Origin of the sequence: Burkholderia sp. LMU1-1-1.1, from assembly GCF_040675865.1 — a bacterium.
Classification (GTDB): domain Bacteria; phylum Pseudomonadota; class Gammaproteobacteria; order Burkholderiales; family Burkholderiaceae_D; genus Rugamonas.
The window spans coordinates 319,176-345,996 of record NZ_JBEGHG010000001.1 but is presented as its reverse complement, the minus strand read 5'-3'; the positions used below and the strand labels follow the sequence as shown (position 1 = coordinate 345,996).

The 26,821-nt window shown below is 66.7% G+C and carries 19 protein-coding genes; 12 read left to right on the top strand and 7 right to left on the bottom strand.

The window, feature by feature from the left end; translation table 11 throughout:
• The first annotated feature begins 147 nt into the window (after window positions 1-147).
• From MRBLMU1_RS01345 to MRBLMU1_RS01325, 5 genes are all read left to right on the top strand, one after another.
• Window positions 148-1,404 carry an ATP-binding protein gene (locus MRBLMU1_RS01345; RefSeq protein WP_363496443.1) on the top strand — a complete coding sequence of 419 codons (1,257 nt, stop codon included), beginning with the start codon at window positions 148-150 and terminating at the stop codon, window positions 1,402-1,404.
• On the top strand, window positions 1,394-1,933 hold the full coding sequence (locus tag MRBLMU1_RS01340) for a response regulator transcription factor (RefSeq protein WP_363495864.1): 540 nt from the start codon (window positions 1,394-1,396) through the stop codon (window positions 1,931-1,933). The genes MRBLMU1_RS01345 and MRBLMU1_RS01340 overlap by 11 nt, the downstream gene beginning before the upstream one ends.
• On the top strand, window positions 1,933-2,523 hold the full coding sequence (gene thpR, locus MRBLMU1_RS01335) for an RNA 2',3'-cyclic phosphodiesterase (protein ID WP_363495861.1): 591 nt from the start codon (window positions 1,933-1,935) through the stop codon (window positions 2,521-2,523). Before MRBLMU1_RS01340 ends, thpR begins: the two co-directional genes overlap by 1 nt.
• 151 nt (window positions 2,524-2,674) lie before the next feature.
• Window positions 2,675-3,823 (top strand): putative peptide maturation dehydrogenase, encoded by a 1,149-nt coding sequence (locus MRBLMU1_RS01330; RefSeq protein ID WP_363495858.1) that lies wholly within the window; start codon window positions 2,675-2,677, stop codon window positions 3,821-3,823.
• A gap of 108 nt (window positions 3,824-3,931) precedes the next feature.
• On the top strand, window positions 3,932-4,981 hold the full coding sequence (locus tag MRBLMU1_RS01325; protein WP_363495855.1) for a WD40/YVTN/BNR-like repeat-containing protein: 1,050 nt from the start codon (window positions 3,932-3,934) through the stop codon (window positions 4,979-4,981).
• Window positions 4,982-4,995: 14 nt separating this feature from the next.
• Here the strand turns inward: MRBLMU1_RS01325 and MRBLMU1_RS01320 are convergent, their stop codons facing one another.
• On the bottom strand, window positions 4,996-5,250 hold the full coding sequence (locus MRBLMU1_RS01320) for an NHLP-related RiPP peptide (RefSeq protein ID WP_363495852.1): 255 nt from the start codon (window positions 5,248-5,250) through the stop codon (window positions 4,996-4,998).
• 103 nt (window positions 5,251-5,353) lie between these two features.
• Window positions 5,354-10,321, bottom strand: a complete 4,968-nt coding sequence (locus MRBLMU1_RS01315) for a hybrid sensor histidine kinase/response regulator (protein ID WP_363495849.1) — start codon at window positions 10,319-10,321, stop codon at window positions 5,354-5,356.
• A gap of 266 nt (window positions 10,322-10,587) precedes the next feature.
• Between MRBLMU1_RS01315 and MRBLMU1_RS01310 the strand changes: the two genes are divergently transcribed.
• From MRBLMU1_RS01310 to MRBLMU1_RS01300, 3 genes are all read left to right on the top strand, one after another.
• Window positions 10,588-11,538, top strand: coding sequence for a 2-hydroxyacid dehydrogenase (locus tag MRBLMU1_RS01310; RefSeq protein ID WP_363495846.1), 951 nt, complete (start codon window positions 10,588-10,590; stop codon window positions 11,536-11,538).
• Window positions 11,539-11,628: 90 nt separating this feature from the next.
• Window positions 11,629-13,248, top strand: coding sequence for a methyl-accepting chemotaxis protein (locus MRBLMU1_RS01305; RefSeq protein ID WP_363495843.1), 1,620 nt, complete (start codon window positions 11,629-11,631; stop codon window positions 13,246-13,248).
• 92 nt (window positions 13,249-13,340) lie between these two features.
• Window positions 13,341-14,723, top strand: coding sequence for an MATE family efflux transporter (locus tag MRBLMU1_RS01300; RefSeq protein ID WP_363495840.1), 1,383 nt, complete (start codon window positions 13,341-13,343; stop codon window positions 14,721-14,723).
• 54 nt (window positions 14,724-14,777) lie between these two features.
• On the opposite strand, the gene MRBLMU1_RS01295 is transcribed toward MRBLMU1_RS01300, so the two are convergent.
• The 3 genes from MRBLMU1_RS01295 to MRBLMU1_RS01285 all read right to left on the bottom strand — a co-directional run bounded on the left by MRBLMU1_RS01295 (window position 14,778) and on the right by MRBLMU1_RS01285 (window position 20,486).
• The gene (locus MRBLMU1_RS01295) at window positions 14,778-15,188 is read right to left on the bottom strand and encodes a hypothetical protein (protein WP_363495837.1); all 411 of its coding nucleotides are present in this window, start codon (window positions 15,186-15,188) and stop codon (window positions 14,778-14,780) included.
• A 10-nt stretch (window positions 15,189-15,198) separates the two neighbouring features.
• Window positions 15,199-16,437, bottom strand: coding sequence for a hypothetical protein (locus MRBLMU1_RS01290; RefSeq protein WP_363495834.1), 1,239 nt, complete (start codon window positions 16,435-16,437; stop codon window positions 15,199-15,201).
• 257 nt (window positions 16,438-16,694) lie between these two features.
• Window positions 16,695-20,486 (bottom strand): CHASE domain-containing protein, encoded by a 3,792-nt coding sequence (locus MRBLMU1_RS01285; RefSeq protein ID WP_363495831.1) that lies wholly within the window; start codon window positions 20,484-20,486, stop codon window positions 16,695-16,697.
• Between the two features lie 199 nt (window positions 20,487-20,685).
• Here MRBLMU1_RS01285 and MRBLMU1_RS01280 point away from each other — a divergent pair, with 199 nt between their 5' ends.
• Genes MRBLMU1_RS01280 through MRBLMU1_RS01265 form a run of 4 tightly spaced genes read left to right on the top strand, consistent with a single transcriptional unit; the run spans window position 20,686 to window position 24,577 of the window.
• Entirely contained in the window at window positions 20,686-21,102 is a 417-nt protein-coding gene (locus tag MRBLMU1_RS01280; RefSeq protein WP_363495828.1) for a DUF2141 domain-containing protein, read from the top strand.
• Window positions 21,103-21,114: 12 nt separating this feature from the next.
• A complete protein-coding gene (locus tag MRBLMU1_RS01275) occupies window positions 21,115-22,608 on the top strand; it encodes a carotenoid oxygenase family protein (protein ID WP_363495825.1) in 1,494 nt (497 codons plus the stop codon).
• Complete coding sequence (locus MRBLMU1_RS01270; RefSeq protein WP_363495822.1) at window positions 22,605-23,798, top strand: sensor histidine kinase; 1,194 nt, start codon at window positions 22,605-22,607, stop codon at window positions 23,796-23,798. Before MRBLMU1_RS01275 ends, MRBLMU1_RS01270 begins: the two co-directional genes overlap by 4 nt.
• A 20-nt stretch (window positions 23,799-23,818) precedes the next feature.
• The gene (locus MRBLMU1_RS01265; protein ID WP_363496440.1) at window positions 23,819-24,577 is read left to right on the top strand and encodes a LytR/AlgR family response regulator transcription factor; all 759 of its coding nucleotides are present in this window, start codon (window positions 23,819-23,821) and stop codon (window positions 24,575-24,577) included.
• A gap of 136 nt (window positions 24,578-24,713) precedes the next feature.
• Here MRBLMU1_RS01265 and purT read toward each other — a convergent pair whose 3' ends face one another.
• Together purT and MRBLMU1_RS01255 are read right to left on the bottom strand one after the other, a co-directional pair.
• On the bottom strand, window positions 24,714-25,925 hold the full coding sequence (gene purT, locus MRBLMU1_RS01260; RefSeq protein ID WP_363495819.1) for a formate-dependent phosphoribosylglycinamide formyltransferase: 1,212 nt from the start codon (window positions 25,923-25,925) through the stop codon (window positions 24,714-24,716).
• A gap of 30 nt (window positions 25,926-25,955) precedes the next feature.
• Window positions 25,956-26,711, bottom strand: a complete 756-nt coding sequence (locus MRBLMU1_RS01255) for a DUF481 domain-containing protein (protein ID WP_414646015.1) — start codon at window positions 26,709-26,711, stop codon at window positions 25,956-25,958.
• Between the last annotated feature and the right edge of the window lie 110 nt (window positions 26,712-26,821).

Sequence of the window (26,821 nt, the reverse complement as noted above, 5' to 3'; positions counted from 1 at the left end):
GGGAATACAATACGGGAAACACAGAAATTGGCGACAAAATACCCCAACCCCTTCGACCGTGGCCGTCCCAACGCTCCAGTAATCGAACCCTTGGCCGCCGTGAAAGCGTCGGCCAACACCATCACGCACGCGGCTGGGCACAAGAACATGCAACAGCTGATCCAGCTGCGCTGGATCGCCGTGATCGGCCAGATCACCACCATCGCCGCCGCCTCGCAGTTGCTCGACGTGCAACTGCCGATGCCGGCCATGCTCAACGTGCTGGCCTGCCTGATCGCCTTCAACATCGCCAGCACCCTGCGCTGGCAGGAAAACCAGTTCGTTTCCAACAACGAGCTGCTGCTGGCGCTGACGGTGGACGTCGCCAGCCTGACGGCGCAGCTGTACCTGAGCGGCGGCGCCACCAACCCCTTCGTGTTCCTCTACCTGCTGCACGTGATCCTGGGCGCGGTGCTGCTGGAGGCATGGTCGACCTGGACCATCGTCGCCGTCACCGGCGCCTGCATCGCCTGGCTGGCGCTATTCTCCGAACCGCTGCGCCTGCCGCAGGACCACGAGCGCGGCATCCTCAGCCTGTACGTGCAGGGCATGCTGGTGTGCTTCATCCTCGACGCGGCGCTGCTGGTGGTCTTCATCAGCCGCATCACGCGCAACATGCGCACCACCGCCGCCAGGCTGGCGGCCTTGCACCAGCGCGCGGCCGAGGAGGAGCACATTATCCGCATGGGCCTGCTGGCCTCGGGCGCGGCGCACGAACTGGGCACGCCGCTGGCCACCCTGGCCGTGATCCTCGGCGACTGGAAACACATGCCCGAGTTCAAGGGCAATCCGGTGCTGCTGGAGGAAATCGCCGAGATGCAGACACAACTCAAGCGTTGCAAGTCCATCGTCAGCGGCATCCTGCTGTCGGCCGGCGAGACGCGCGGCGAATCGTCGGCGGCGACCACCATCAACACCTTCCTCGCCGAAGTGGTGGCGGAGTGGCGCATCGGCCGTCCGGTGGTGGCGTTCGAGTTCGAAAACCGCATCGCTCCGGACCTGCCGGTGGTGTCCGATTCAACGCTGAAGCAAATGATCTGCAATGTGCTGGATAATGCGCTGGAGGCCTCGCCGCAGTGGCTGCGCATGGAGGCGACCCGGGAGGATGACGCGCTGGTGCTGCAGGTGACCGATGCCGGTCCGGGATTCGCGGAAGCGATGCTGGCGCAATTCGGCAAACCGTATAATTCCAGTAAGGGAAGGCCGGGCGGAGGGCTCGGGCTGTTCCTGGTGGTGAACGTGGCGCGCACCCTGGGCGGCGCCGTCACCGCCAGCAATCTGGAGCAGGGTGGGGCGATGGTGCGGTTGACGCTGCCGTTGTCGGCCATCGAAATCAAATCGGAACAAGCACATAATGACTACTGAAGAACGTTTGCTGTTGCTGGTCGAAGACGACGCCGCTTTCGCACGCACTTTGAGCCGTTCGTTCGAGCGGCGCGGCTACAGGGTGCTGCTGGCCGAGAACGTCGACGAGACCAGCGCGGTCCTAGTGGACCATTCGCCCGGCTACGCCGTGGTGGATCTGAAGCTGAAGGGCAACTCGTCCGGCCTGGCCTGCGTGCAGATGCTGCACCAGCATGATCCGGAGATGCTGATCGTGGTGCTGACCGGCTTCGCCAGCATCAACACGGCGGTCGAGGCGATCAAGCTGGGCGCCTGCCAGTATCTGGCCAAGCCGTCCAACACCGACGATATCGAGGCGGCGTTCGAACACGTCGCCGGCGCGGCCGAACTGGAGCTGACCAACCGGTCGACGTCGATCAAGACGTTGGAATGGGAGCATATCCACACGGTGCTGGCCGAGACCGACTTCAATATCTCGGAGGCGGCCCGCCGGCTCGGCATGCACCGGCGCACGCTGGCGCGCAAGCTCGAGAAGCAGCGGGTTAAATAATGACACAAGCTTCCTTTCCCGGCTTCGAACCGGAACCGGCACTGACGGACCGGATATTTTTCGCAGTGATGCCGGATCGCGCGGCGATTGCCGGGATCAATCTGCTGACGGCGGAGTTGAAGGCCCGTCACGGCATGCGCGGCCGGCCGATCGTCGACGCCAAGCTGCACGCGACCTTGTGCAACCTGGGCGACTTTCCGGGCATGCCCGCCAGCCTGATCGCGCGCGCCGGGCAGGCTGCGGCCTCCGTGGCAGCCGCAACGCCGGAGTTCGACGTCGCCTTCGACACCGCCCAGACCTTTGTGAATCGTTCCCGCAACCGGCCGTTCGTTCTGACTGGCGGCGATGGCGTGACAGGCCTGATGGCCCTCTACAAAAATCTGGCGCAAGCGCTGCTGAAGGTCGGCATCGCCGGCAATCCCCCCGGCTACACGCCGCATATCACACTGCTGTACGACGACGTCACAGCCGCCCCGGAACCCGTTCCTGCGACACAGTGGGCCGTGCGCGAACTGGTGCTGCTGCACAGCCGGATCGGCCAGAACCAGCCAAGCTACACCACGTTGGGGCGCTGGCCGCTCGCTAGCTAAAATCACCAGCCTTTTCGCGTCGCGAGCCTTCATCGGTTGCGAAAGGTTGTCTTTGGTGACAGACTGGAACAAATGAGCTTTTAAAGGCGCATAGTCAAATCGGGGACTGATGCTAGTTGAAGTCTAGTTGGAGGTGCGAGGTGAAATGACCATGCTGATCAGACGCTGTGCCGTGCTGTTTGTCGAGCCCCGCGAGGAGCTCGATATCGATTGGTCGTCGCTGTTCGCCGGCGAGAGCGCGCTGGGCGCGACGGTGCGCTGGATTGCGCTCGCACCCCACTTGGGCGCCGAGATCGAGATCGGCACCGACGAGATGCTGGCCTTGGGCAGTATCAGCCTGACCTTGTGGCAGGAGCGCGCCGCCTGCGAACAGAAGTCGTCGGCCGAGGTCATCGCGCGTTTGCTTGAACATGGTCTGCTGCTCAGCGATGCGCCCGAAGGCGCGGCCATGCGCGAACGCGACGAGGTGCTGCGCTCGCAGCATTGGCGGCCATTGTCGGCCACCGCGCACATGTTCAGCCGCTGGGGCGATATGCGGGTCGACAAGGGGATGCAGTTTCCCAGCTTTGAGGAGTTGGTCGAATCGTATGGGACGCCGCCGGGGCCCGCCGTCGAACGCGGCGCCGCCACCGATGCGCTGATGTTGCCGGTTCCGGAGCCCGCTGGCTTGGACGAGACGCTGTTCAGGCGCTATACCGGCCGTAACTTCGATCCTGTCGCCACCTTGCCGTTGGCAACCGCGTCGCGGTTGCTGCAACGCGCCTTCGGTTCGCAGGGCGAGCGCGAGATGGCGCCGGATGCCTTTGTGCTGAAGAAGCTCAGTCCCTCCGCCGGCGGCCTGCATCCGACCGAGGCTTATGTGCTGGCGCAGCGCGTGGACGGCGTGGCGCCCGGACTGTATCACTACCACCCGGTGCGGCATGCGCTGGAGCCGCTGGTGGCGATGGATACGACGCGGACGGCGGAGCTGGCGATGCGCATGGTGGCCGATCAGGATTGGTTTGTCGATGCGCCGATGATGGTGGTGCTGGCGGCGCGCGTGGAACGGAATTTTTGGAAGTATCGTAATCACGCCAAGGCTTACCGGGCGCTGTTGCTGGACGCTGGGCATCTGTCGCAGACGTTTTATTTGCTGGCGACGGAGGCGGGGATGCCGGCTTTTGTGACTGCTGCCGTCAATGAGGTCGATATCGAGCGGGCGTTGGGACTTGATCCGTTGAAGGATATGGTGGTGGCGGTTTGCGGGTGCGGCGCGGCGTCGGGGGCGCAAGATACCGTGGAGATGCGGTATGAGCCTTGACCGTCGGTGGGGCCGTCGATGGCGCGTGCGTGGCCGATTACGCTTCGCTAATCCGCCCTACGTGTTTTAGATGTGTTTTGGATCTGGCTGACTACTCCTATTTTGACTATGAAAACTTTATTTTTGCTGCCTATCGTTTTGTTCGCTGGTTGCGCGTTTGCCGACGTGCTGCCAGCCACCTTCACCAAGCAGGCCAGCGGTGTCGCCGGCCGGTTGCGCGGCGTGAGCGCAGTCGATGACAACGTGGCCTGGGCCAGCGGCGCGGACAACGCCGTGCTGCGCACCGCCGATGGCGGCGCCACCTGGCGCAGTTTGACTCCGCCGGTCGACGCGCAGGCCACGCCGCTCGACTTCCGCGATATCGACGCCATCGACACCCGCACCGCCTACCTGCTGAGCATCGGGCCGTCGACCGCTTCGCGCATCTTCAAGACCACCGACGCCGGGGCCACCTGGACGCAGCAGTATGTCAATCCGGACGAGAAAGGCTTCCTCGATGCGATGACGTTTTGGGATGCCGACAACGGCATGGTGATCGGCGATTCGATCGACGGCCGCCTGCAGATCCTGCGCACCGGCGACGGCGGCGCGACTTGGAACAAGATCCCGGCCGCGGCGCTGCCGGCCGCGTTGCCGAACGAAGGCGCTTTTTCCGCCAGCGGTTCCAACATCGCCATGGCCGGCCGCGACCACGCCTGGATCGCCACCGGCAGCCGGGTGCTGCATACCGGCGACCGTGGCAAAACCTGGAGCGTCGTCCAGGCGCCGCTCGATAGCGGCGAGTCGGCCGGCATCTTCTCCATCACCTTCCGCGATGCGCTGCACGGCGTGATCGTCGGCGGCGACTACAAGCGGGAGGGCGCGGCCGTCAACAACGTCGCGGTCACCAGCGATGGCGGCAAGACATGGTCGCTGGTGCGCGAAAAGGGATTGTCCGGTTACCGCTCGGCGGTGAAATACCTTCCCGGTGGCGGCAAGTCGCTGGTGGCGGTCGGCCCGTCAGGCGCCGACGTGTCGCGGGATGATGGCAAGACGTGGACGCCGTTGCCCTATCCGGCGTCGGTCGCCGGGTTCGACGCGATCAGCTTTGCCGCCGGCCGCAAGACGGCTTGGGCCAGCGGCAATAAAGGGGAGCTCGCGCGGGTCAACTTTGATTAGGGCGCGGACGGCGTTCAGCGCTGGCCCGACAGGAAGAACGGAATCGCGCCGGCGGCGTTTTCCAGCTTGCCCTTGATCGCGTGGCGATTGGCGGCGATGACTTCCTTGGATGGCAGGCTGCGCAGGGCCGGAATCTGGGCGGCGTCGATGCGGATGCCCAAGCCGCCGAGCGCGATTTGCGGGTCGCTCAGGAAGCTCTGGCGGAAGCTGTCGTCGCCGGAGAGTTTGGACAGCAGCAGGTCTAGATCTTGTGGGGAATGCGAGGCCATGTGATCACCTTTCATGTGAAGGACAGGTTGATGCGTATCAATACGCAAGTCCATGCTAGGACAAAGCCTGACCTACCTCAAGAAATTTCAACATAGCAGCATGCTAGTGAGTGTGTCCGGTGTGGGTCACGGGGGCGGGTGCCGCCGATGAATGTTTGGCGATCTCGTCGCGCGCGCTGCGCATGACAATCTCGAACGCGTCCTCGAAATCGCGTAATAGCCGCGGCAATGCGGCTTCCCGCTCTCTGAGACGCTCCTCCAGCGCCGTCGCCGTCTTAAAAAGATCGGGCGCGGAAATGTTTCCAGCCGCGCCACGGATTTTGTGCACAAGTTCGGCCGCCTGCGCCAGATCGCCGGCGTCGATTGCATCATGAATGTGTTGCAAAGTGGTGCCGAAATCCTGGGCGAACAGGCTCAAGAGCCGCGTCAGCAGCGCGCTGTGGCCGCCCAGGCGTTCCAGCGCGGCTTCCATGTCGATGCCGGGACGCGCGGTCGACGGCGCCACCGGCGCCAGCGCCGCGCCGCGCGGCGCTTCCGGTTCGTCCACCGGCGCGCGTCCGGCATCGTGCTGCACCCAGGTGGCCAGCACCGCGTACAGCGTGTCGGGATCGATAGGCTTGGTGACGTAGTCGTTCATGTCCATGCCCAGACAGCGCTCGCGGTAGCCGGCCACCGCGTGCGCCGTCATGGCGATGATCGGCAGCGCGGCGTGGCGCTCGTCGGCGCGGATCAGCGCCGTGGCCTGGTAGCCGTCCATGTCGGGCATCTGTATGTCCATCAGCACCGCGTCGTAGTTGTGCGCGTGGACCATGCGCGCCGCCTCCTCGCCGCTGGCGGCCAGGTCGACCCGGACGCCGGCGCGCTGCAGGACCTCGCACGCGACCTGCTGGTTGATGCTGTTGTCGTCGACCACCAGCACGTGCGCGCCGCGTATGCGCTGGACCGCGAACGAGGGCGGGGCGGTCAGCTTGACGGCGGGCTGGCCGGCGTCCAGGCCGAGGGCGGCCATGATCGCGCTGCGCAGGAGATAGGGATTGGCCGGCTTGTCGATGAAAGGCATGCGGCGGGTCTGTTCGGCGGCCACGATATCGTGCTCGCGCGCGTAGGCGGTGACCATGAGGATGGCCGGCACCCGGGCCAGCTCGGGGTCGGCGCCGATGCGCAGCAGCGTTTCGATACCGTCCAGCTCCGGCATGTCGGCGTCGATCAGCAGGATGTCGTAAGGCTCGAGCTGCAGCGCGGCCACCGCCGCCGCGCCGGAGGCCACGGCGCGCGCCTGCAGTCCGAGGCCGCCCAGCTGGATCTTCAACATGTGGCGCGCCGCTTCGCAATCGTCGACCACCAGCACGCGCTTGCCCAGCACCTGCGCCGGCACCGGCAGCAGGCGTGGCGCCTGGTCGGCCGCCGGTTGCAGCTGCACCGTGAAACTGAAGCTGCTGCCGACGCCAGGTTCGCTGTCGACGGCGATCACGCCGCCCATCTTGCGCACCAGTTGCTGCGAGATCGCCAGTCCCAGTCCGGTGCCGCCGTACAGCCGCGTGGTGCTGGCGTCGGCCTGGGCGAAGGCCTGGAACAGGCGCGCCTGCTGCTCGCCGCTGATGCCAAGGCCGCTGTCCTCGACGGTGAAGCGCAGCGCGAACGCGCCCGGGGCGACGTCGGCCGCGTCGACGTTCGGGTCCAGCTCCACCCGCAGCTCGATGTGGCCGCGCGCGGTGAACTTGAGCGCGTTGCCGACCAGGTTGACCAGGATCTGGCTCAATCGCAGCGGATCGCCCAGCAGGTTGGCCGGCACGTCCGGGGCCGACCAGATGACCAGTTCCAGCCCCCGTTCGGCGGCGCGCCACGAGAACAGGTCGGCCAGCTGGTTGAGCGTGTCGGGCAGGTCGAAGGGCAGCGCCTCCAGTTCCAGCTTGCCCGATTCGATCTTGGAGAAGTCCAGCACGTCGTTGATGATCTCGAGCAGGCTTTGGCCGGCGCGGCCGATCTTGCGGAAGTAGTCCAGCGGCTGCGGCGGCAGGTCGAGGTGGGTGCCGAGGCCGGCGAAACCGAGGATGGCGTTCATCGGCGTGCGGATCTCGTGGCTGATGTTGGCCAGGAATTCGCTCTTGGCGCGGGTGGCCGCTTCGGCGTTGGCGCGCGCCTGTTCGATCATGCGCAGCGCCCGCGCCTTCTGGTAGGCCGATACGAACGGTTCCTTCAGGGCCTTGAGCAGATCGAGGTCGCTCGGCTCGAACTTGGTCTGGTACTGGTAGTTCTCGAAGATCAGATAGCCCTCGACCTGGCCGTCGATCACCACCCGCACCGCCAGCATCGCGCAGACGTCGCCCGGCAGCGAATTGGGGTGGTGGATTTCGAAGATGTCCGGCGCGATCATGGATTCGGGCGGGGCGTAGCGCAGCTCGGCCTGGCGCAGGTCGATGCTGTAGGCGTCGGTGGCGGCGTCGATGCGGCCCCACGCCGCGCGCAAGGTCAGTGTCTCGGTGCCGGCTTCGCGCACCAGCGCCAGGGCCGAATCGATGCCCTTGATGACGGTCGATTCCTGCAGGATGGTCTGCAGCAGCGAGTCGAAGTCCAGCTGCTCGTTGATCGATTTGACGATGGCGTTGAGCTTTTCCAGATGCCGGGTGCGCGAGTAGACGAGCGCCTGCAGGGCTTCGCCTTTGTGATGCAGCTGCCGGACGCGCCAGCGCACCAACGCCCACGTGAGCAGGCAGGCGGCCAGCAGGTAGCCGGTCCTGGCCCACCAGGTTTGGTGCCAGGCCGGTAGCACCACCACCCGCAGCGACAGCTCGTCGACATTCCACAGGCCCTCGCGGTTGCTGCCGCGCAGGCGCAGCCGGTAGGTGCCGGGTGGCAGGCTGCTGTAGCTGGCCACCCGGCGGCTGGCGTCGGCCTCGGTCCAGCGGCGGTCGAAGCCCTCCAGCAGATAGGCGTAGCGGTTGCGCTGCGGTGCGGAGTAGTCCAGCGCCGCCAGTTCGACCTCGAAGTTCTGGGTGTCCGGCGTCAAGGTGAGGGTCGCGCCCTCGGGCGCGCTGAGCTGGTCCGGCGTCAGCGCGCGCTGGTCGACCCGCACGGCGCTGATGACCAGCGGCGGACGGTAGCCCCAGTCGTTCAGGCGGCCGCTGTACACCACCGCCATGCCCGAGGTGGCGCCGAACAGCAGATCGCGCTCGTTGGTGACGGTGCTGGCGCCGATGAAGAAGGTGCGGAACGCCAGGCCGTCGGCGCGGGCCAGCGCGCGCGCCTTGAGCGTGGTGGCGTCGACCACGGCGATGCTGTCGGAGGTGGCGGCCCAGATGCGGCCGGCGGGGTCCGATTGCAGCGCCATGATGGTGCCGGTCGACAGTCCTTCAGCGACGCCGACGCGCTCGAACACCGGCGTGCCCCTGGCGTCGCGCCCGGTCATCACGCAGATGCCGCCGCCGTAGGTGCCCACCCACAGCCTGCCGCGGCCGTCGATCACCAGGGAGCTGATGACGGCCTCGGAGAGCGCGGTGGGGAGCGCCGGCGCGGCGTCGATCTGCTCTATCTTGCCGGTCGCCGGATCGAGGCGATTGAGGCCGTTGCGGGTGGCGATCCACAGCGCGCCGTCGACATCCGGGACCACGGCGTGGATGCGGTTGTCGGTCAATCCGCCGCTCTCCGGCGGTCCCTGGACGTAGCGCTGGATGGTGCCGGCGGCGAGATCGTAGCGCAGCAGCCCTTCGAAAGTGCCGAGCCAAAGCTGGCCGTCGCGCTTGAGGATGGTGCCGATGCGCGGATATTGATTCTCCTGCGGCAGCGCGACGCGTTTGACGGCGCGGCCGCCGCCCCTGGTGCGGTACAAGCCGAGCTGGGTGCCGATCCAGGCCTCGCCCGGCTCGGCCTCGGCCAGCGCCAGCGCCACGCGGTTGGGCAGCGCCGTTTCCGGCTGGTGCGGGTCGGGACGCAGCGCCGCGCGCCGGGCGCCGTCGGCCGCGACGATGTCGATGCCCTGGTCGGCCAGCGCGATCCACACCTCGCCGCGGCTGTCGGTCATCAGCGCGGTGACCGCCGCTTCCAGCTTGCCCTCGCCGCCGAACACCGAGTCGATGCTCTCGCTGTGCGGGTCGTGGATGTCGACACCGCGCTCGGTGCTGACCCAGATCATGCCGCTGCGGTCGCGCAGCAGCGCGGCGGTGCGGTCGTTACTGAGGCTGAGCGGAACCGCCGGCTGGTGCAGTATGCGGCTGCTGCGGCCCGTGGCGGTGCGATATTCGACGATGCCGCCGCCGTAGGTGCCGGCCCACCAGGTGCCCGGCGTGCTCTCCGCGACCGACAGCACCATGTTCGACTCCATGTCCCTGACGCCCTTGAGCGCGACCAGACGGCCGCTGTCGGCCAGCGGATCGACGGTGCCGATGCCGCTTTTGAGCGTGCCGAAGGCGATCTGCCCCCGGCTGTTCTCGCCCAGGGCCATGACGGTGTCGCTCCAGCCGCCCTGGCCGGCGCCGACCGGGATGGTGGCGATGGCGCCGCCGGGTTTCATCCGCGCCAGTCCTGTGCCGGTGCCGATCCACAGGTTGCCCGAGCGGTCCACCAGCAGCGCGCGGACCTGGTTGTCCGGCAGGCCGGGCGTGGTCTCGCGGGTATGGCTGGTGACGGTGCCCGCGATGGCGTCGTAGAATTTGAGGCCGGTGGGCGTGCCTATCCAGAGATTGCCCTTGGCGTCGCTGGCGATCGCGCTGACCAGGCCCTGGCTCAACTCCTCGTTGATGCGGACGAAGTGCTCCTTGCGATTGTCGTACATCGCCACGCCGGCGGTGGCGGTGCCGACCCACAGGCGGCCGCGCGGGTCGACGTGCAGGGTTTGAATGAAATCGCCGGGAAGGCTGGTGGGATCGCTGGCGTTGTGGTGGAAACTGCGCACGCGATAACCGTCCCAGCGCGCCAGGCCGCTCTGCGTGCCGATCCAGATGTAGCCGTCGCCATCCTGCGCCAGCGCCATGCTGACCGGATGCGGCAAGCCCTGTTCGAGTCCGAGATGCTCAAACAGCGGGGTGGCCAGTTTGTCCCAACGCTCGGCGCCGGCCCTGGCGTGGCCGAACAGCATGGCGCCGGCCAGAAGGCACAGGCATGCCGCCGGCGCGAAGGCGACACGGGACAGCGGGACGACACGGCATAGCCGACGCAGGGCGGCGATACAGGCATGCGGTGATAAGGCATGGATGTTCAAATCAGGGCACTCTCCCGGCAAGTAATTATCAGCATACGGAATAGCCGCCCGAAAGTCCATGCTTGCGGCGCGAATTCGCCGCCGCTTGTACAATCGCCGTGAGCATCGTCTTACAAGCATCCCCCCTATATGGAACCGTCGCTATGAAACCTCAATTACTGGTGCTGGCCGCCAGCCCGTCCGCCGCCGTCATGGAACAACTGGAACAGCATTTTCAATGCCACCACGTGTGGCGCCAGCCGCGCGCGGAGCAGCCCGATTACATACGCGGCGTGGCTGCCGGTGTCCGAGGCCTGCTGACCACCGGCGTCATCGGCGCCGGCCCGGAGCTGCTGGAGCGGTTGCCGGCGCTTGAAATCGTCGCTGTCAACGGCATCGGCACCGACGCCGTGGCGCTGGAGGCGACGCGCGCGCGCGGCATTGTCGTCACCAACACCCCCGGCGTCCTGACCGACGACGTGGCCGATCTGGCGCTGACGTTGTTGCTGGCGGCGGCGCGGCGCCTGCCGGCGCTGGACCGCTACGTGCGCAGCGGCGCCTGGGAGGCGGGGCAGCCGCTGGCCCCCACGCGCGCCTTGCGGGGCAAGGTATGCGGCGTGTTCGGCTTCGGCCGCATCGGCCAGGCGGTGGCGGCGCGGGCCGAGGCGTTCGGCATGCGCACGCTGTACTTCCAGCCGCGCGCGATCGCCGGTGTGCCGCAGGAGCGCAGCGCCTCGCTGCTGGAACTGGCGCGGGCCAGCGACTATCTGGTGGTGTGCGCCCCGGGCGGCGCGGCCACGCGGCACGCGGTGGACGCACAGGTGCTGGCCGCGCTGGGGCCGGAGGGCACGCTGGTCAACATCGCGCGCGGTTCGCTGGTGGATCAGGAGGCGTTGACCGCCGCGCTGCGCGATGGCGCGCTGGGGATGGCGGCGCTCGACGTGTTCGACGACGAGCCGCGCGTTCCGGCCGCGCTGCGCGAACTCGATAACGTGGTGCTGGCGCCGCACGTGGGCAGCCTGACGGTGGAGACGCGACACGCGATGGGCCAGCTGGTGGTCGACAATCTGATTGCGCACTTCGAGGGACGCGCGCTCCCGACACCCGTCGCATAAATTGCCGTGTGGTAATTGGGGTGTCATATTCGTCGCGTATAGTAATTAATGTCGATGTTATAACATTAATTACTCGGAAGAACTGTGGCGATGAAACTCCCCCAATTAAAGACCGGCGCGCGCGTGCTGGCGTCGTTCGCCATGTTGCTGTTTGCGATGGCCTGCATGTCGGCGGTGTCGCTGTGGCGCCTGCAGTCGGCCAACGACACGGCGTCCAATCTGGTCGATGAAAAGCTGGCCAAGCAGCAGTTGACGTCCGAGCTGCTGGGCGTGGCCGAGCTCAATGGCTTGCGGGCGATCTCGATCGCCCGCAGCGACAGCCTTGAAGTGGGCGACATCTTCCAGGCGCAACTGGTCGCGGGCGAAAAGGTGGCGGCGGATATGGCTCGCCAACTGGCCGCGATGCCGGCCGACGGCGTGGAGCACGAGCTGCTGCTGGCCGTCGGCGCCAGGCGGGCCGCTTATCTGGCCTTGCGCGCGGAGCTGTTTAAACTGAAGGACGGCGGACGGATACAGGAAGTGGGCGACTTGCTCGACACCCGCCTCGCCGCCACCTTCGGCGCCTATACCGGCGCGCTGCAAAAACTGCTGGCGTATCAAACGCAGGAGGCCAGGACGATGGCGGCGCTGTCGGCCAGCCAGTATCAAAGCAGCCGCGCGCTGCTGATCGGCCTTGGCCTGGCGACGCTGGCGCTGGGCGCCGTGCTGGCGTTGATGCTGACGCGCAGTATCGTGCGTCCGCTGACGCGGGCGGTGGCGCTGGCCGAACAGGTGGCGGCCGGCCAGCTGCACGTCGTCATCGAGCATGGGCGCGGCGACGAGATCGGCCAACTGTTCGACGCGTTGAGCCACATGACCGGCCGCCTGGCCCACACCGTCGGCCGGGTGCGCGACGGCGCGGTGGCGATCGACTCGGCCTCGCGCGAAATCGCCAACGGCAATATGGATCTGTCGCGCCGCACCGAGCATCAGGCGGGTGCGCTGCAGGAGACCGCGTCGGCGATGGTGCAACTGACGGCGGCGGTGCGGGAAAACAGCGGCAACGCGCGCCAGGCCAACGCGCTGGCCTTGTCGGCGTCGGAAGTGGCGGGCAAGGGCGGCAAGGTGGTGTCGGAAGTGGTGCGGACGATGGCCGGGATCAACGACTACGCGCACAAGATCGTCGACATCACCGGCGTGATCGACAGCATCGCCTTCCAGACCAATATCCTGGCGTTGAACGCCGCCGTCGAAGCGGCGCGTGCGGGCGAGCAGGGACGCGGCTTCGCGGTGGTGGCTTCCGAGGTGCGCAATCTGGCGCAGCGTTCGGCGGCGGCGGCCAAGGAGATCAAGAAACTGATCAACGACTCGGCCGAGCAAATCGCCAGCGGCAGCGCGCTGGCCGAAAACGCCGGCGCGACGATGGACGAGATCGTGCTGAGCGTGCGCAAGGTCACCGCCATCATGGCCTCGATCAGCACCGCCAGCGAAGAGCAGGAACACGGCATCGGGCAGGTCACGATCGCGATCGGCGAAATGGACGGGGTCACGCAGCAGAATGCCGCGCTGGTCGAGGAAGCGGCGGCGGCCGCCGCCGCGATGCAGGCGCAGGCGAAGGAACTGGCGCAACTGGTGGGCTCCTTCCAGATCGACGCCGCCACGAAAAAATCACCGATGCCAACGAAATCAAAAACACCCCGGATCCACGTAGGGCGGATTAGCGCGGCGTAATCGGCCATGCATGCGCGCCGACGGCCCATGCGCTGGCGGATATTGCTGTAAACTAAGGGGAACTCAGCAATAATAACCCTCCCGACCTCCCCATGCCCGCTACCAAATCCCCCACCGGCACGCCGCCCATGTTCAATCTTGCGTGGCCGCTGCTGGTCGAACTGGGACTGGCGATAGGCGCCGGCGTGGTCGGCACCGCGCTGGCCTCGCGCATCTCCGACGCCGCCGGCGGCGCCTTCGCGATCGCCAGCCAGGTCTCGGCCACCTTGTTCATCCTGTTCCGCATCATCGGCGCCGGCGTCAGCGTGGTGGTCACGCAAAATCTGGGCGGCGGCCAGCGTGACGCCGCCGACAAGGTCGCCCGCGCGGTGGTCGGCGCCAGCACCTGGGTCGGCGCGGTCGCGGCGCTGGCCGCGCTGGCCGGCGCCCACGGCCTGCTGCACCTGCTCAACGCGCCGCCCGAGGTGTTCCCGCTGGCCGCGCCGCTGTTGATGGCGCTGGCGCCGTCGCTGCTGTTCGACGCCTGGAACGCCTCGATGGCCAGCGTGATGCGCGCCCATTTGCGCACGCGCGACACGCTGCTGGTGCTGATCGCCATGCACGTCAGCCACCTGGCGCTGGCGATCCCGCTGATGTACGGCTGGGGACCGGTGCCCGCCATGGGCCTGCCCGGTTTCGCGGCGGCGCTGGCGGTGAGCCGCGCCATCGGCCTGGCCCTGCACCTGTGGCTGTGGCGCATCCACCTGGGCGTCACCCTGGTGCGCGGCGACTGGTGGCGCTTGCCGCGCCGCGAACTGGCGGCGGTGCTGCATATCGGCCTGCCCGGCGCGGCCGAGAATATCGCCTACCGCCTGGCGTTCATGTTCAGCGTGGCGACGGCGGCGCAGCTGGGGGCCTCGTCGCTGGCGACCCAGGCCTACGTGCTGCAGTTGATGGGCGGGGTGATGATGTTCAGCATCGCCACCGGGCTGGCGGTGGAAATCGTGGTCGGCTACCTGATTGGCGCGGGCGACCTGCGCGAGGCGCACGCGGTGGTGCGGCGCGCGCTGAAAATCGGGCTGGTGGCGTGCGTGGTGATCGCCGCCGCCGCCGCGCTGGGCGGCCGCTGGCTGCTGGGCTGGTTCACGCAGGACCAGCACATCATCGACGCCGGCATCACGCTGTTGTGGATCACGGTGCTGCTGGAGCCGGGGCGCACCTTCAACCTGGTGGTGATCAACGCGCTGCGCGCGGCCGGCGACGCCCGTTTTCCGGTGATGGCGGGCGCCTTGTCGATGCTGCTGGTACTGGCCGGCGGCAGCTGGGTGCTGGGCGTGGTGCTGGGCTGGGGCCTGGTCGGCGTGTGGATCGCCTATGTCGCCGATGAATGGATACGCGGCTTGATCATGTGGCACCGCTGGCAGACCCACGCCTGGGTGCCGCATGCGCGGGCGTCGCGCAAGCGGTTGCGGCCCGCGATCGTGGTCGAGGGATAAGAAAACCGCCCGGGGTTGGGTTCAGCTTCGGCCGGGCGGTTGTATCACACGTTGTTATTGCACCGTGAGGATGACCTTGACCGTGTCGTCGACCTGCGACTTCTCGATGTAGCCGATGGCGCTCGGGTCGGCCGCCACGGCCTTCTTCACTTCGGCGCTGGAGGCGTACTCCTTCGGCGCGCTGGCCTTGCCGGTGAAGACCAGCTTCGACCAGATGGCCTTGACCTGCGTCGCGTCCTTGTCCAGCACCTTTTTATAGAACTCGTTGCGCAGCGGACCGTCGGTGTGTTCGACGGGCGTGAACAGGGTCGATTTACCGAGGAAGAACTGGCCCGCCTGTTCGCTGAACATGCGCGTGGCCGGGTTCTTCGGATTGACGATCACCACGATCTCCGCCGCGAAGCAAGGCGCGGCGAACGCGCAGATACCCGCCGCCAGCAGCAGCTTGCCGATAGTCGTTTTCATGGGGCTCTCCTTAGAAGACGAAATCGATGGCGGCGGCGTAGACGGTGACGGATCTACCGTTGAAGCCGGGCTTGACGTTGATGAAGGTGCCGTTGCCGTCCCTTGGTTTGATACGGTCGACCTGCACCTTCAACGCCGCCGATTTATAAAAGTCCCACCGGACGCCGACCGCGTTGCTCGATTGCTCGCCGGTCTTGATCGCGCCGTTGATGCCCGCCGCCAGGCCGGCCAGCGGGCCGCTGGTGGGCAGCGAGGAGAATTCGCGGATGCTGTCCTGCTTGACGTCGCCGTGCACATAGTACGGAACGAATTTTCCGTAGCGGTAACCGAGCATCAAGTACCACGAGGTGGTGTCCGGCACCAGGCGCGTATCGGTTTTGCGCACGCCGTACTCGGCCTGGGCGAGGATGTTCTTGTAGTCCATGATCAGGCCGAGCGAGCTGAATGTGCCCTTGAAGTCGATCAGGTCCAGCTGGTTGTCGATACCCAGGCCGGCCGCCTTGACGGCGCCGACCAATTGGTCGAGGCCTTGGTTGTGGAGGCTGACGTTGGCCTGCGAATGGCCGATGCGGTAGGTGAAAGGGCCGTTTTCGAGCGACACATACGCCGCGACCACGCCGACGTTGGCGACCGTGCCCGGGGTCTTGGACTTTGTGGTGCCGGCGGCCAGTTGCGCCGTCACCGTGCTGTCGCCGTAGCCGTGCTGGTAGAGGATGTCGCCGCCGTTGATCGAGTCCATCGGCACCTGCGCGTAGAGCTCGGTCGGCGGGCGCAGCATCGTGTTGGCATAGCCGACGTTGCGCACGTCCGAGATCATGTAGAGCGGCACCGCGATGCGGCCCAGGCGCACGCTGAAATCGTCGTTGATCTTGTACTTGGCGAAGGCCCATGCCAGCGTGCCTTTGTATTCATCGTATTCGCCGCGTTTGAGCACCAGTCCCTGCGCGGTAAAGGACAGATTGTCGCTGTACTTGGCGGTCGCTTGCACGCCGAAGTCGGAATCTACGCCGGTGCGGAAGTCCTTGCCGGCGCCGGAGGCCTGGCTGACGCGGCTGAACTCGGCCAGGTCGGTGTTGGTCCTGGTGACCGCCGCCGTGCCGAAACCGCTGATGGTGATCGGCAGGCCGTCCTGCGCGTAGGCGGTGGCGCAAAAGGCGCCAAGGATGGCCAGCGCCATCAGCGATTTGATCGCGGGATTGAACATCGGGTTGAGAGCTAAAGTGCGGTTTGCAAGCCTGGTTCGTTTCATCGTGTACCCTCCGTTGGTTGGTTTTGTTTGTTTTGGTCCTCTTTTTTAGTGTGACCCGGAAGGTGTTGATTTGGGTTAAATTTATACTGGAATGTCACAATTTCGTTGTTCATTGGCAACGACTTGCGATATGGGATCGCCATCTTGTGACTGAAACGGCAAGCTTTCCTAAGGGCGGTCTGCGATTTTCCGGGCGGCCGCCGACGCCTGGCGGCATCGGGCCATGACACAAATTCCGGCGGCGCGGGGGAGGGGTGTCAGCGGCCGTCGGCGCGCGGTTTTTCGGGCAGGTGGCGCAGGATGGTGCGCAGCATTTCCTCGACGTCGATCGGCTTGGCGATGAAGTCGTTCATGCCGGAGGCGATGCATTGTTCGCGCTCCGATGCCATCACGCCGGCCGTCATCGCCAGCACGGGCAGCGTCAGTTTCAATTCCGACCGAATCAAGCCGGTGGCCTCGAAGCCGTCCATTTCCGGCATCTGCACATCCATCAGAACCAGATCGTAGCGATGCGACTCGGTGCGCAGCAGGTCGACCGCCAGGCGGCCGTTGTCGACCGAATCGATGGTGGCGCCGGCGTAATCGAGCATGCTCTTGGCGACCAGTTGATTGATCGGATTGTCCTCGACCAGCAGGATGCGCACGCCGTCGATGCGCAGGCCGGGGGCCGGCCCCGAAGCGGGCGACGGGGCCGGCGACGGTGCCGTTTCCGCCGCGGGCGCTGCATCCGGCGGCGCCGGAGCGCCGGCATGTTCCGAATTTTCCGCACCCGCCGCCGATGCCGCGCGCGCTGCGCGCGCCAGCCGCACGGTGTCTTGCAGGCGCTGGCCGGTGACGGGTTTGAGCAGCACCGCGTCGGCGCTTTGCGCGCCGTCGGTGTGCAGCAGCTTGCCCTGGCCGAAGGCGCTGACCATCAGGACGATGGGCGGCGCGCCGTGGCCGGCGGCGCGGATCGCCTGCATGGTCGCCAGGCCGTCCATGCCTGGCATGTTCCAGTCGACCAGCACGGCGCCATAGCGGTCGCCTGACCCGCGCAGCAGCGTCAGCGCTTGCTCGCCCGAGCCGGCGCAGTCGCAGCGCCAGCCTTGCGCGCGTATCGTTTTGTACAGATAGCGGGAGCTGATCGGATTGTCGTCGACCACCAGCAGATGCGGCGCGGGCAGGCCGCCCGCATCGGCGGCGGCGGGGGCGTCGGCGCGCGGCATCGGCACCGTCAGCATGAATTCGCTGCCCACGCCCGGCGTGCTGCGGACCTCGATCGCGCCGCCCATCAGCGCGGCGATGCGGCGCGAGATCGCCAGTCCCAGGCCGGTGCCGCCGAAGCGGCGCGTCATCGAGGCGTCGGCCTGGGAGAAGGGCGCGAATAATTGCGTCAGGCGGTCGGCCGGTATGCCGATACCGCTGTCGCTGACGGTGAAGCGCAGCGTGACCGGAGCGTCCGCCGGCGCCTGGTTCATGCCCGCCGTGCCGGTCACCAGTTCCACCAGCACCGCCACCGAGCCTTTTTCGGTGAACTTGATGGCGTTGCCGACCAGGTTGACGAGCACTTGCTGCAGCCGGTGGCCATCGCCGACCAGGGCCTGCGGCACGCCGGACTCGATGCCGATCGCCAGCTCCAGGTCCTTCTCGCCACCGTTGACGGTCATGATGTTGGCCAGCGTCTCCAGCACGGCGCCGAGCTGGAACGGCGCCGGCGACAGGTCCATGCGGCCCGCCTCGATCTTGGAGAAGTCCAGCACGTCGTTCAGGATGCCGAGCAGCGAGTTGCCGGACGTGCGTATCATCTCCAGGTACTTTTGCTGGTCGGGCGAGAGCGGCGTGTTGTTCAACAAATGCGTCATCCCCAGCACGGCGTTGAGCGGGGTGCGGATCTCGTGGCTCATGTTGGCCACGAACTCGGTCTTGGCGCGGCTGGCCGCTTCGGCCAGGTCGCGCGCGGCGATCAGCGAGCTTTCCGACTGGCGCAGCGCGCCGGTCATTTGCCGCGCCAGCGCGGTGGCATAGCCGTGGCGCGCGGTCAGCGCCCGCACCACGCCGAAGAACAACAGGCTGATGATGACGCCGGCCAGCAGCACGATGTGCGATTTCTGGCGGTCGATGGAACGCTCGAAGGCGGGCAGCGACGTGAAACGCAGCGTCCATCGGTGCTGCAGCAGTTCGAGCGGCATCTCGCGCGCGAACGGATTGGGATAGTGCAGGCGATCGCTCTCCGTGCGGTCGGCGGCGCTGGCGTACAGGCGCGCCGTGGCGTCGGTCTCATCGCCGTCGAAGATCTCCAGCCGGATCGCGTTCCCGCCCGCGTGATTCCGCGCGTCGCCGCCAGTGCCGAGCAAATCGCGCATCAACTCTTCCGCCAGGATAGGGCTGTAGGCATAGCCCTGCAGCGCCGCCATGCGCTGCTCGGGCGTCGCGTCCGGCGACAAGCCGGCCTGTTTGCGGTAGACCGGGAAGTACATCAGGAAGCCCGGCTGGTGTCCGGCGCGGGCGCTCTGGATCAGCTCCACCTTCGCGCTCAGCGCCGGCATGCCGGAGCGCGCCGCGCTGCGCAGCGCGACCTTGCGGATCGGTTCGGAGAACATGTCGTAGCCGAAGGCGCGGCGATTGCGCTCGTCGAACGGCTCAAGGTAATACACCGGCACGGACGACGGCGGCGGCCGCGCCGCGTCCGCCGGATTGAGCGACCAGATACGGAACTCCGGATAGCCCTCCTGGCGCACCTGGCGCTCCAGCCCGGCGCGCTGGTCGTGGCGCAGGAAAACGGCGTAGCCCAGCCCCATCACGCCGGGGAAGTTGTTTGCCAGGTCAAGGCCGGCGGCGAAGTCGCGCCATTGCGCGCGGGTGGGTTCCGGCTGGGCCTTGAACAGCGCCTGCGCGCCGCGCAGTCCCGATTCGTAAAGGTTCATGCGCTGGACGATGCGCTGCGAGATCTCCCCGGCCTCCGCGTCGAACCGTTCGCGCGCGCGCCGTTCGGTGTCCACCGCCACCAAGTGCCACACGAGCACCGTCAGGCCCACGCCGACCAGCAGCGTCGCCCATTGCGCGGCGTTGTGCTCCTGGACGCTCGTTTGCAGCCGTTTTCGTTCGCTGGCGTCGGCGCTCAGCACCAGGCCGATCAGGCAGCACAGCACGATGAAGCTGTCGAGCGAGATCAGCGCGTCGTTGAGGGTGCCGGCGGCGAAGGGACCGAGGCCGTTGACGGTGCCCAGCACGGCGCCGGCGGCGGCGCACATGTACACGGCGCTGGCGCCGCGCAGGCCGTGGCGGTAGGAGGCCCAGGCCACGCACAGGACGAACAGATAGGGCAGCCATCCGAGATGGTCGCCGGGCGAGTAGGCGCGGAAGAAGACCATGGCGATCAGCGCCAGCAAGGCCGCCAGCGACAGCGCGACCTCCAGCGCGCCGCGCCAGCTCCAGCCCCGCGATCGAATCATCCACCAGACGATGATCGCCGGCGTCACCAGCAGCACGCCGGCGGTGTCGCCGACCCACCAGGTCAGCATGACGGTGGCGTAGGCGTCGGCGCTCGCCAGGCCGAAAAGCATAAGGGTGGTGGCGCCGATGCCGGAGCTCACCAGGCACATGGCCATGGCGACCAGCGTGAACTTGTAGACGTTCTGCAGCTGGCCTATCGGTTGGGTGGCGTCGGCGTAGCGGCGTATCAGCCAGGCGCCCGCCAACGCCTCGAGGGTGTTGCCGATGGCGATGGCGCACGAGGCCAACGCAACGGCGCCGCCCAGGGGCAGGCCGTTGGCGTGGAAGCTGGCGAGGTTCGCCGCCAAGGCTCCCAGCATGATAGCCGGCCAGGCGCGATACCCGATCAATAGAATGGCGGCGAAGGCGATGCCGGACGGCGGCCACACGGGAGTGGCGTTGGTGTTGGCGAATGCCAGCAGGAGGCTGGCGCGGGCCACCAGCGCGTAGCAAAGCGCCAGCAGCGCAAGCCCGAGTAGCCGTTTTGGCGTGTTGGGCGCGCCGGCTTCCCCGGTCCAGGCGGAGGCCAGGGAGCGCTCGGATGCGGCCGGGGAATCCGTATCGTGACCTACGCGCATGGCAGCATGTTCTAGTTATCTGAATGGCACCCGGCCACTATATCGTATTTACATCCGGGTTTGCGCGTTTCGCGCCGCCGGCATGCATTTCGCGCCGTTTGCGCGCCGTTCGTCGCACCGGCCGCCGGCGCCGGTCGCCTCCCCCTAGATTGGAGTCGTGATTCCACCACCCTGACCAACCTTGCCAACGGAGCCCGACATGACACGCCAGACCGCGACAGCCATCCTTGCCTTCCTCTTCACCGCCACCGCCGCCAGTGCGGCCGACCTGACCATCGCAGTCGATGGCGTGGCCAGCGCCGATGGCAAGGTGATGGTCGCCATGTACAATTCCGCCGATGCGTTTCGCGGCAAGCCTTACCGGGCGCTGATGGCCCCGGCGACGGCGGGCACCGTCACATTGACGTTCACGGAGCTGCCGGCCGGCGACTACGCCTTCGCGGTCTATCACGACGCCAATGGCAACGGCAAGCTGGATATGAACGCCGTTGGCATGCCGGTCGAGGACTACGCCTTCAGCAACAACGCCATGGGCAAGCGCGCCGCGCCAAGCTACGAGGACGCGCGCTTTCAGTTGCCGGCCGGCGGCGCCGCCGTCAGCGTCAACCTGCGTTGAGAGGGGACTCCGATGAGCCAACGCCGTCAATTCCTTTCCCGTGGCATCGGCCTTGCCGCCCTGGGGGTGTCCGCCGGAACGGCGCTTGCCGACAGCGAGACCTCCCGCCGCTTCCACCGGGCGCTTGAGCGCGATCCGCGTCTGTCCGTATACGCCGATACCAGCGGCGAAATGGCAGGCGTCGCAACGATGTCGGGCCGGATGCCGCCGGACTTGAACGGTGTCTTCTACCGCAACGGGCCGGGACGCTTCGAGCTGGGTGGCGAGCGCTATCACCACTGGTTCGATGGCGACGGCTTTGCCCAGCGCTGGCAAATCGGTGGCGGCAAGGTCGTTCACCGTGGCCGGTTCGTGGCGACGAAAAAGTTCGAGGACGAGAGCCTGGCGGGCCGCTTCCTGTTCCCGGCGTTCGGCACCCAAATTGAGCGCCGGGCGGTGAAAAACAATGACAACGTCAACGTCGCCAATACCAATCTGCTGCCGTTCAACGGCGCCGTGTACGCGCTGTGGGAGGGCGGCTCTGCGACAGAACTCGATCCGGAGACACTGGCCACGCGCGGCGTCAAGACCTGGCGCGCCGATCTGAAGGCCATGCCTTTCTCCGCCCATCCGAAAATGGACCCCGACGGCGGCGGCCTGTGGAACTTCGGCAATCCACCTGGCGGCGACCGGCTAATCATCTACCGCCTGAACGCCACCGGCGAGGTAATGCGCACCGCCATGGTGCCGGTGCCCGGATTGAACATGGTGCACGACTTTGTCGTCAGCGGGCGCCATCTGATCTTCCTGGTGCCACCGTACGCCATGCGCGCCGATGCCGGTCTCAGTCTGGCAGAACGGCTGCGATGGGACGGCGGCGCCCGGCCGCTGCGCGCGGTCGTGATCGACAAGAATAAGTTGGAACTGCGCCAGGTGTTCGAGCTGCCCGCGCGCTCCGTCTTCCATCTCGGGAACGCGTTCGAGGACGGCACCTGCACACGGCTGGACGCGGTGCTGCACGAAGGCGACGTCCTGCCCGACCCCGCGCTGCCGATGCGCGGGGACATGCGCGAATACCGCGAGGGGCGCAGCAGCACGGTGCAGATCACGCTGGACTATGCCAGCGGCCAGGCGCGCGAGGCGCGGCTGTTCGGCGTCAGCGAATTCCCGCGCGTGGCGCCACAGGTGGTGGCGGCGCGCCACCGCAGGCTGGCGGTGCTCGGCGCCGACGGCGTCGGCAAGGATCTGATCCTGAATACCGTCAATCTGATCGACACCGACAGCGGCAAGGCGGATAGCTATGCCTTCGGCGCCGGCTGGCAAGTTGAGGAGCATGTGCTGGTGCCCCGTCGCGGGGCGCGCTCGGAGACCGACGGTTATCTGGTGGGCGTGGCGCAGGACACGCGGCGCGGGCAGACGGTGCTGACGGTGTTCGACGCGCACAACATCAAAGCCGGTCCGAGGGCGCTGGCGCGATTATCTTATCGCGCGCCGGTTTGCTTTCATGGTAACTTTCTGGCGACATGAATACCACTCACGACACCACCACCACGGGCGGCAAACCGTCGCCGATCGCGCATCCGCTCGAAGTCATCCCTTTTTTCCGGCGCTGGCCCCACTCGGTGCCCCGCAACGTCATCTACACGGTCATCTTCAGCTGTGCGGTGGCGCTGGTGCTGACGGCGGTCGACCTGGCCGGGGGAGCGAGCAGCCAGAGGCTGCGCAGCGATTTTCCTACCACGCTGGTCATCTCCAATTTGATCGGTGGGCTGGTGTATGGCGGGATGCTGGCGTTGAATCGCTCGCTGGACGGGTGGGTGGGCCGCCTGCGCGGTGCCCGGCGCATGCTTTTCTACGTGGCGCTGATGTCGGTCAGCGTGCCGTTTGGCATAGGACTCGGGAATCTGCTGTTGAGCAGAGCCGATCCCCTGGTCGTGCTGGGCCAGCGCGGCGTGTGGGTGTATTCGCTGGCGACGGGGGTGATGGTCGCCGGTTTCATGTACCTGGTCCATCGGAGCGGGGAGCGGCGGATGCAGGCGGCGATGGCGGCGGCGCGCATCAATGAACTGATCGCATCGAGCCAGCGGCTGCTGGCCGAGGCGCGCCTGCGCGCCTTGCAGGCGCAGATCGAGCCGCACTTCCTGTACAACACGCTGGCCAACGTGGTTGGCCTGATCGGCACCCAGCCGGCGCGCGCGCAGCATATGCTGGAACGGTTCATCGACTACCTGCGCGCCAGCCTGGCGGCCAGCCGCGGCGACCAGGCGACCTTGGCCAGCGAGGCGGTTCTGCTGGCGGCGTATCTGGATGTGCTGGCGGTGCGCATGGGCGACCGGCTGCGCTACCGCATCGACGTGCCGGATGATCTGCGCGGCTTCGCGATCGCGCCGATGCTGCTGCAGCCCGTGGTGGAGAACGCGATCACCCACGGCCTGGAGCCGAAGGTGGAGGGCGGCGAGATCGCCATCAGCGCCCGCGTTCTGGGCGACCGTGTGTGCGTGGAGGTCAGCGACACCGGCGCCGGCCTGGCCGGCCAAGGCGCGGGGTCGAGGAAGCCGGGCGGCGGCGTGGGCTTGAGTAACCTGCGCGAGCGCCTGGCCAGTTTGTACGGCGGCGCGGCTCGGGTAGAATTACTGGAAAATCAACCTTGCGGCATGACGGTGCGCCTGATGCTGCCTTTGAATGCGAGTCCGACATCGATACCTTCCGCGCCCTGATAGCCGACGACGAAGCGCACCTGCGCGATTATCTGGAGGGACAACTCAACGCAGTGTGGCCCGAATTGCGGGTGGTCGCCAAGGCGGCCAACGGACTCGATGCGCTGCGCCTGATCGACGAGCAGGCGCCCGATGTGGTGTTCCTGGATATCCGCATGCCGGGCATGACGGGGCTCGACGTGGCGGCGCGGCTGGTGGCGGGGAGCAAGCCGCCGCACATCGTGTTCGTCACCGCGTTCGACCAGTATGCGGTGGAGGCGTTTGAGCATTCGGCGGTGGATTATTTGTTGAAGCCGGCCAGCCTGGACCGCTTGACGAAGACGGTCGTCAAGTTGAAGGCGGCCTTGCGGGCGAGGCGTGAGGCGCCTGCGGCTGGCGGCGTGACGGCGGCCGCTTTGCAGGCCTTGTTGGCGCAGCTGGGTGGCGCGGTGGCGGTGGCTCCCGCGGTGGCGGAGCCGCTGCAGTGGATACGCGCTTCGCAGGGCGATCAGACGCGCCTGATTTCGATCGACGAGGTGGTTTATTTCCAGAGCAATGACAAGTACACGAGCGTGTTCCTGGCCGATGGCGAGAGTTTGATACGCACGCCGATCAGCAAATTGCGCGAGCAGCTCGACGAGCGGCAGTTCTGGCAGATACATCGCAGTGTGATCGTCGCGGCGCGCCATGTGGCGGGAACCCGGCAGGATTTTCGCGGACGCTTGATGGTGCAGCTCAAGGGGCGTAGCGAGCAGCTGGTGGTGAGCCGCAACTACGTGGATTTGTTCAGGCAGATGTAGAGAAATTCTAAAACACGTAGGGCGGATTAGCGCAGCGTAATCGGCCATGCATGCGCCGCCAGCGGCTCATCGATGGCCGATTACGGCGTGCCGCCTAATCCGCCCTACGTGTCCATGTGGTCATGCGGGCGTCGACTTACTTGGCGACGACCGGCTTGACCTTGGCCGCCGCTTCCTTGGCGCGCGCACGCGCCGTTTCCACGTCGTCCGCCGTCGCCAGCGCCACGCCCATGCGGCGGCGCGCGAACGATTCCGGCTTGCCGAACAGGCGGATGTCGCTGCCCGGGACGCGCAGCGCTTCGGCCACACCTTCGAACGCGATGCCGGCCGCTTCGTGCTGGCCGTAGATGACGGCCGATGCGCCCGGCGCCTTGAGCGCGACATTCACCGGCAGGCCCAGTATCGCCTTGGCGTGCAGTTCGAATTCGCTTTGCACCTGCGTCGCCATGGTCACCATGCCGGTGTCGTGCGGACGCGGGCTCACTTCCGAGAACCATACCATGTCGTCCTTGACGAACAGCTCGACGCCGAACAGGCCAAGACCGCCCAAGTCGCCGGTCACCTTGCCGGCGATGTCGCGCGCGCGTTCGAGCGCCACCGGGTCCATGCGGCACGGCTGCCAAGATTCGACGTAGTCGCCCTGCACCTGCACGTGGCCGATCGGCTCGCAGAACTGCGTCTCCACCTGGCCGTCGGCGCCGATCGAGCGCACCGTCAGCAGTGTGATTTCGTAGTCGAAGTCGATGAAGCCTTCGACGATGACGCGGCCGGAGTCGACCCGGCTGCCGGCGGCGGCGTAGTCCCACGCGGCCTTGACTTCGGCGGCGCTGTCGATCTTCGACTGGCCTTTGCCCGACGACGACATGACAGGCTTGATCACGCACGGGAAACCGATGGCGGCGGTGGCCGCCTCCAGCTCCGCCAGGCTGCTGGCGAAACGGTACGGCGACGTCGCCAGGCCGAGCGTCTCGGCGGCCAGACAGCGGATGCCTTCGCGGTTCATCGTCAGCTGCGCCGCGCGCGCGGTCGGGATGCAGGTGATCTTGCCGGCTTGTTCCAGCGCGGCCAGCGTGTCGGTGGCGATGGCTTCGATCTCCGGCACGATCAGGTCCGGCTTTTCCTGTTCGATCAGCGCGGCCAGCGCGGCGCCGTCGGTCATGTTGATGACGTGGGCGCGGTGCGCGACCTGGTGGCCGGGCGCGTTCGGATAGCGGTCGACGGCGATTACTTCCACGCCCAGGCGCTGCAGCGCGATGATGACTTCCTTGCCTAGTTCGCCCGAGCCGAGCAGCATGACTTTGGTGGCGGTGGGGGACAGCGGCGTGCCGAGGATGCGTGGAGTGTTCATGGTTGGTTCAAAAGAAGAAAAGTAAAGGCGTTAGAAAGAGTAGACCAGGGTCACGGAGGTTTGCGTGTCGGTGTTCTTTTTTTCGTCCTGCACGTTGGTGTCGCTGCGGACGCTGAACGCGGCCTTCAACTGCATGGTGTTGTTGATCTTGGTACGCAGCGAGGTCTCCGCTTCCGAGTGCGTGTTCGAGGTGCCGCGTTCGACCATCAGCGTCTGCTGGAACAGGGCGTTTTCGCTCAGGCGCCATTTGAAGTTGCCCGCGCCGCGGATGGTCATGCCGTTCTCGGTCTCGCCGGTGTCGCGCGCGCCGCGGAAGTAGCCCGGACCGATCTCCACGTCCAGCGTCTTGGTCTCGGACTGGTAGACCTGGGTGCCGTAACCGACGCCGATCGTCGAGTAGCGGATGTAGGCGCCGAACCTGTCGTCAACGTGCGTGGCCAGCGCGAACAGCCGGTCGCGGTCCTGCATCAACTTGTACGCGGCCTTGGCCGACAGCGAGTAGCGCTGCGCCGAACGTTCGCGCACTTTTTCGCCGTCGGCGTTGGTGACCTGCTCGTCCTTGAAGTAGCCGGTGGCGACGTATTCGTTGCTCCAGTCGGGAAGTTCCTGCTTGGAATCTATCTTGCCGGTAACGGACGTACCGACGGTGTTGCCGGAGGTGGAAATCGCGCCCAATTCGGCGGAGGTGCTCCAGCCGTACGGCGGGTCCAGATCGACGGCGGCCGCTTGGCCGCAGGTGAGTGATAGCGCTAGCGCGGGTACGAACAGCAATGGTTTCATAGGCATGGGAGGGCGGGGCCGGGCGGTGCCGGCGGTGCGTCGTCTTGTTACGGAAGAAGCCGCTATTGTACCCGACACCGATTACGTGTGGTTCCGTACAGAGCGGGCCGGTCCAA

Excerpts from the sequence above, each read along its gene's own strand:
- MRBLMU1_RS01255 (WP_414646015.1), bottom strand. The coding sequence starts at position 26,711 with ATGCCTATGAAACCATTGCTGTTCGTACCCGCGCTAGCGCTATCACTC.
- MRBLMU1_RS01320 (WP_363495852.1), bottom strand. The coding sequence starts at position 5,250 with ATGGCCTCGCATTCCCCACAAGATCTAGACCTGCTGCTGTCCAAACTC.
- MRBLMU1_RS01275 (WP_363495825.1), top strand. The coding sequence starts at position 21,115 with ATGAGCCAACGCCGTCAATTCCTTTCCCGTGGCATCGGCCTTGCCGCC.
- MRBLMU1_RS01330 (WP_363495858.1), top strand. The coding sequence starts at position 2,675 with ATGCTGATCAGACGCTGTGCCGTGCTGTTTGTCGAGCCCCGCGAGGAG.
- MRBLMU1_RS01280 (WP_363495828.1), top strand. The coding sequence starts at position 20,686 with ATGACACGCCAGACCGCGACAGCCATCCTTGCCTTCCTCTTCACCGCC.
- MRBLMU1_RS01270 (WP_363495822.1), top strand. The coding sequence starts at position 22,605 with ATGAATACCACTCACGACACCACCACCACGGGCGGCAAACCGTCGCCG.
- MRBLMU1_RS01315 (WP_363495849.1), bottom strand. The coding sequence starts at position 10,321 with ATGCTGTTCGGCCACGCCAGGGCCGGCGCCGAGCGTTGGGACAAACTG.
- MRBLMU1_RS01285 (WP_363495831.1), bottom strand. The coding sequence starts at position 20,486 with ATGCGCGTAGGTCACGATACGGATTCCCCGGCCGCATCCGAGCGCTCC.
- MRBLMU1_RS01290 (WP_363495834.1), bottom strand. The coding sequence starts at position 16,437 with ATGAAACGAACCAGGCTTGCAAACCGCACTTTAGCTCTCAACCCGATG.
- MRBLMU1_RS01340 (WP_363495864.1), top strand. The coding sequence starts at position 1,394 with ATGACTACTGAAGAACGTTTGCTGTTGCTGGTCGAAGACGACGCCGCT.
- thpR (WP_363495861.1), top strand. The coding sequence starts at position 1,933 with ATGACACAAGCTTCCTTTCCCGGCTTCGAACCGGAACCGGCACTGACG.
- MRBLMU1_RS01310 (WP_363495846.1), top strand. The coding sequence starts at position 10,588 with ATGAAACCTCAATTACTGGTGCTGGCCGCCAGCCCGTCCGCCGCCGTC.
- MRBLMU1_RS01325 (WP_363495855.1), top strand. The coding sequence starts at position 3,932 with ATGAAAACTTTATTTTTGCTGCCTATCGTTTTGTTCGCTGGTTGCGCG.
- MRBLMU1_RS01345 (WP_363496443.1), top strand. The coding sequence starts at position 148 with ATGCAACAGCTGATCCAGCTGCGCTGGATCGCCGTGATCGGCCAGATC.
- MRBLMU1_RS01305 (WP_363495843.1), top strand. The coding sequence starts at position 11,629 with ATGAAACTCCCCCAATTAAAGACCGGCGCGCGCGTGCTGGCGTCGTTC.
- MRBLMU1_RS01300 (WP_363495840.1), top strand. The coding sequence starts at position 13,341 with ATGCCCGCTACCAAATCCCCCACCGGCACGCCGCCCATGTTCAATCTT.
- purT (WP_363495819.1), bottom strand. The coding sequence starts at position 25,925 with ATGAACACTCCACGCATCCTCGGCACGCCGCTGTCCCCCACCGCCACC.
- MRBLMU1_RS01295 (WP_363495837.1), bottom strand. The coding sequence starts at position 15,188 with ATGAAAACGACTATCGGCAAGCTGCTGCTGGCGGCGGGTATCTGCGCG.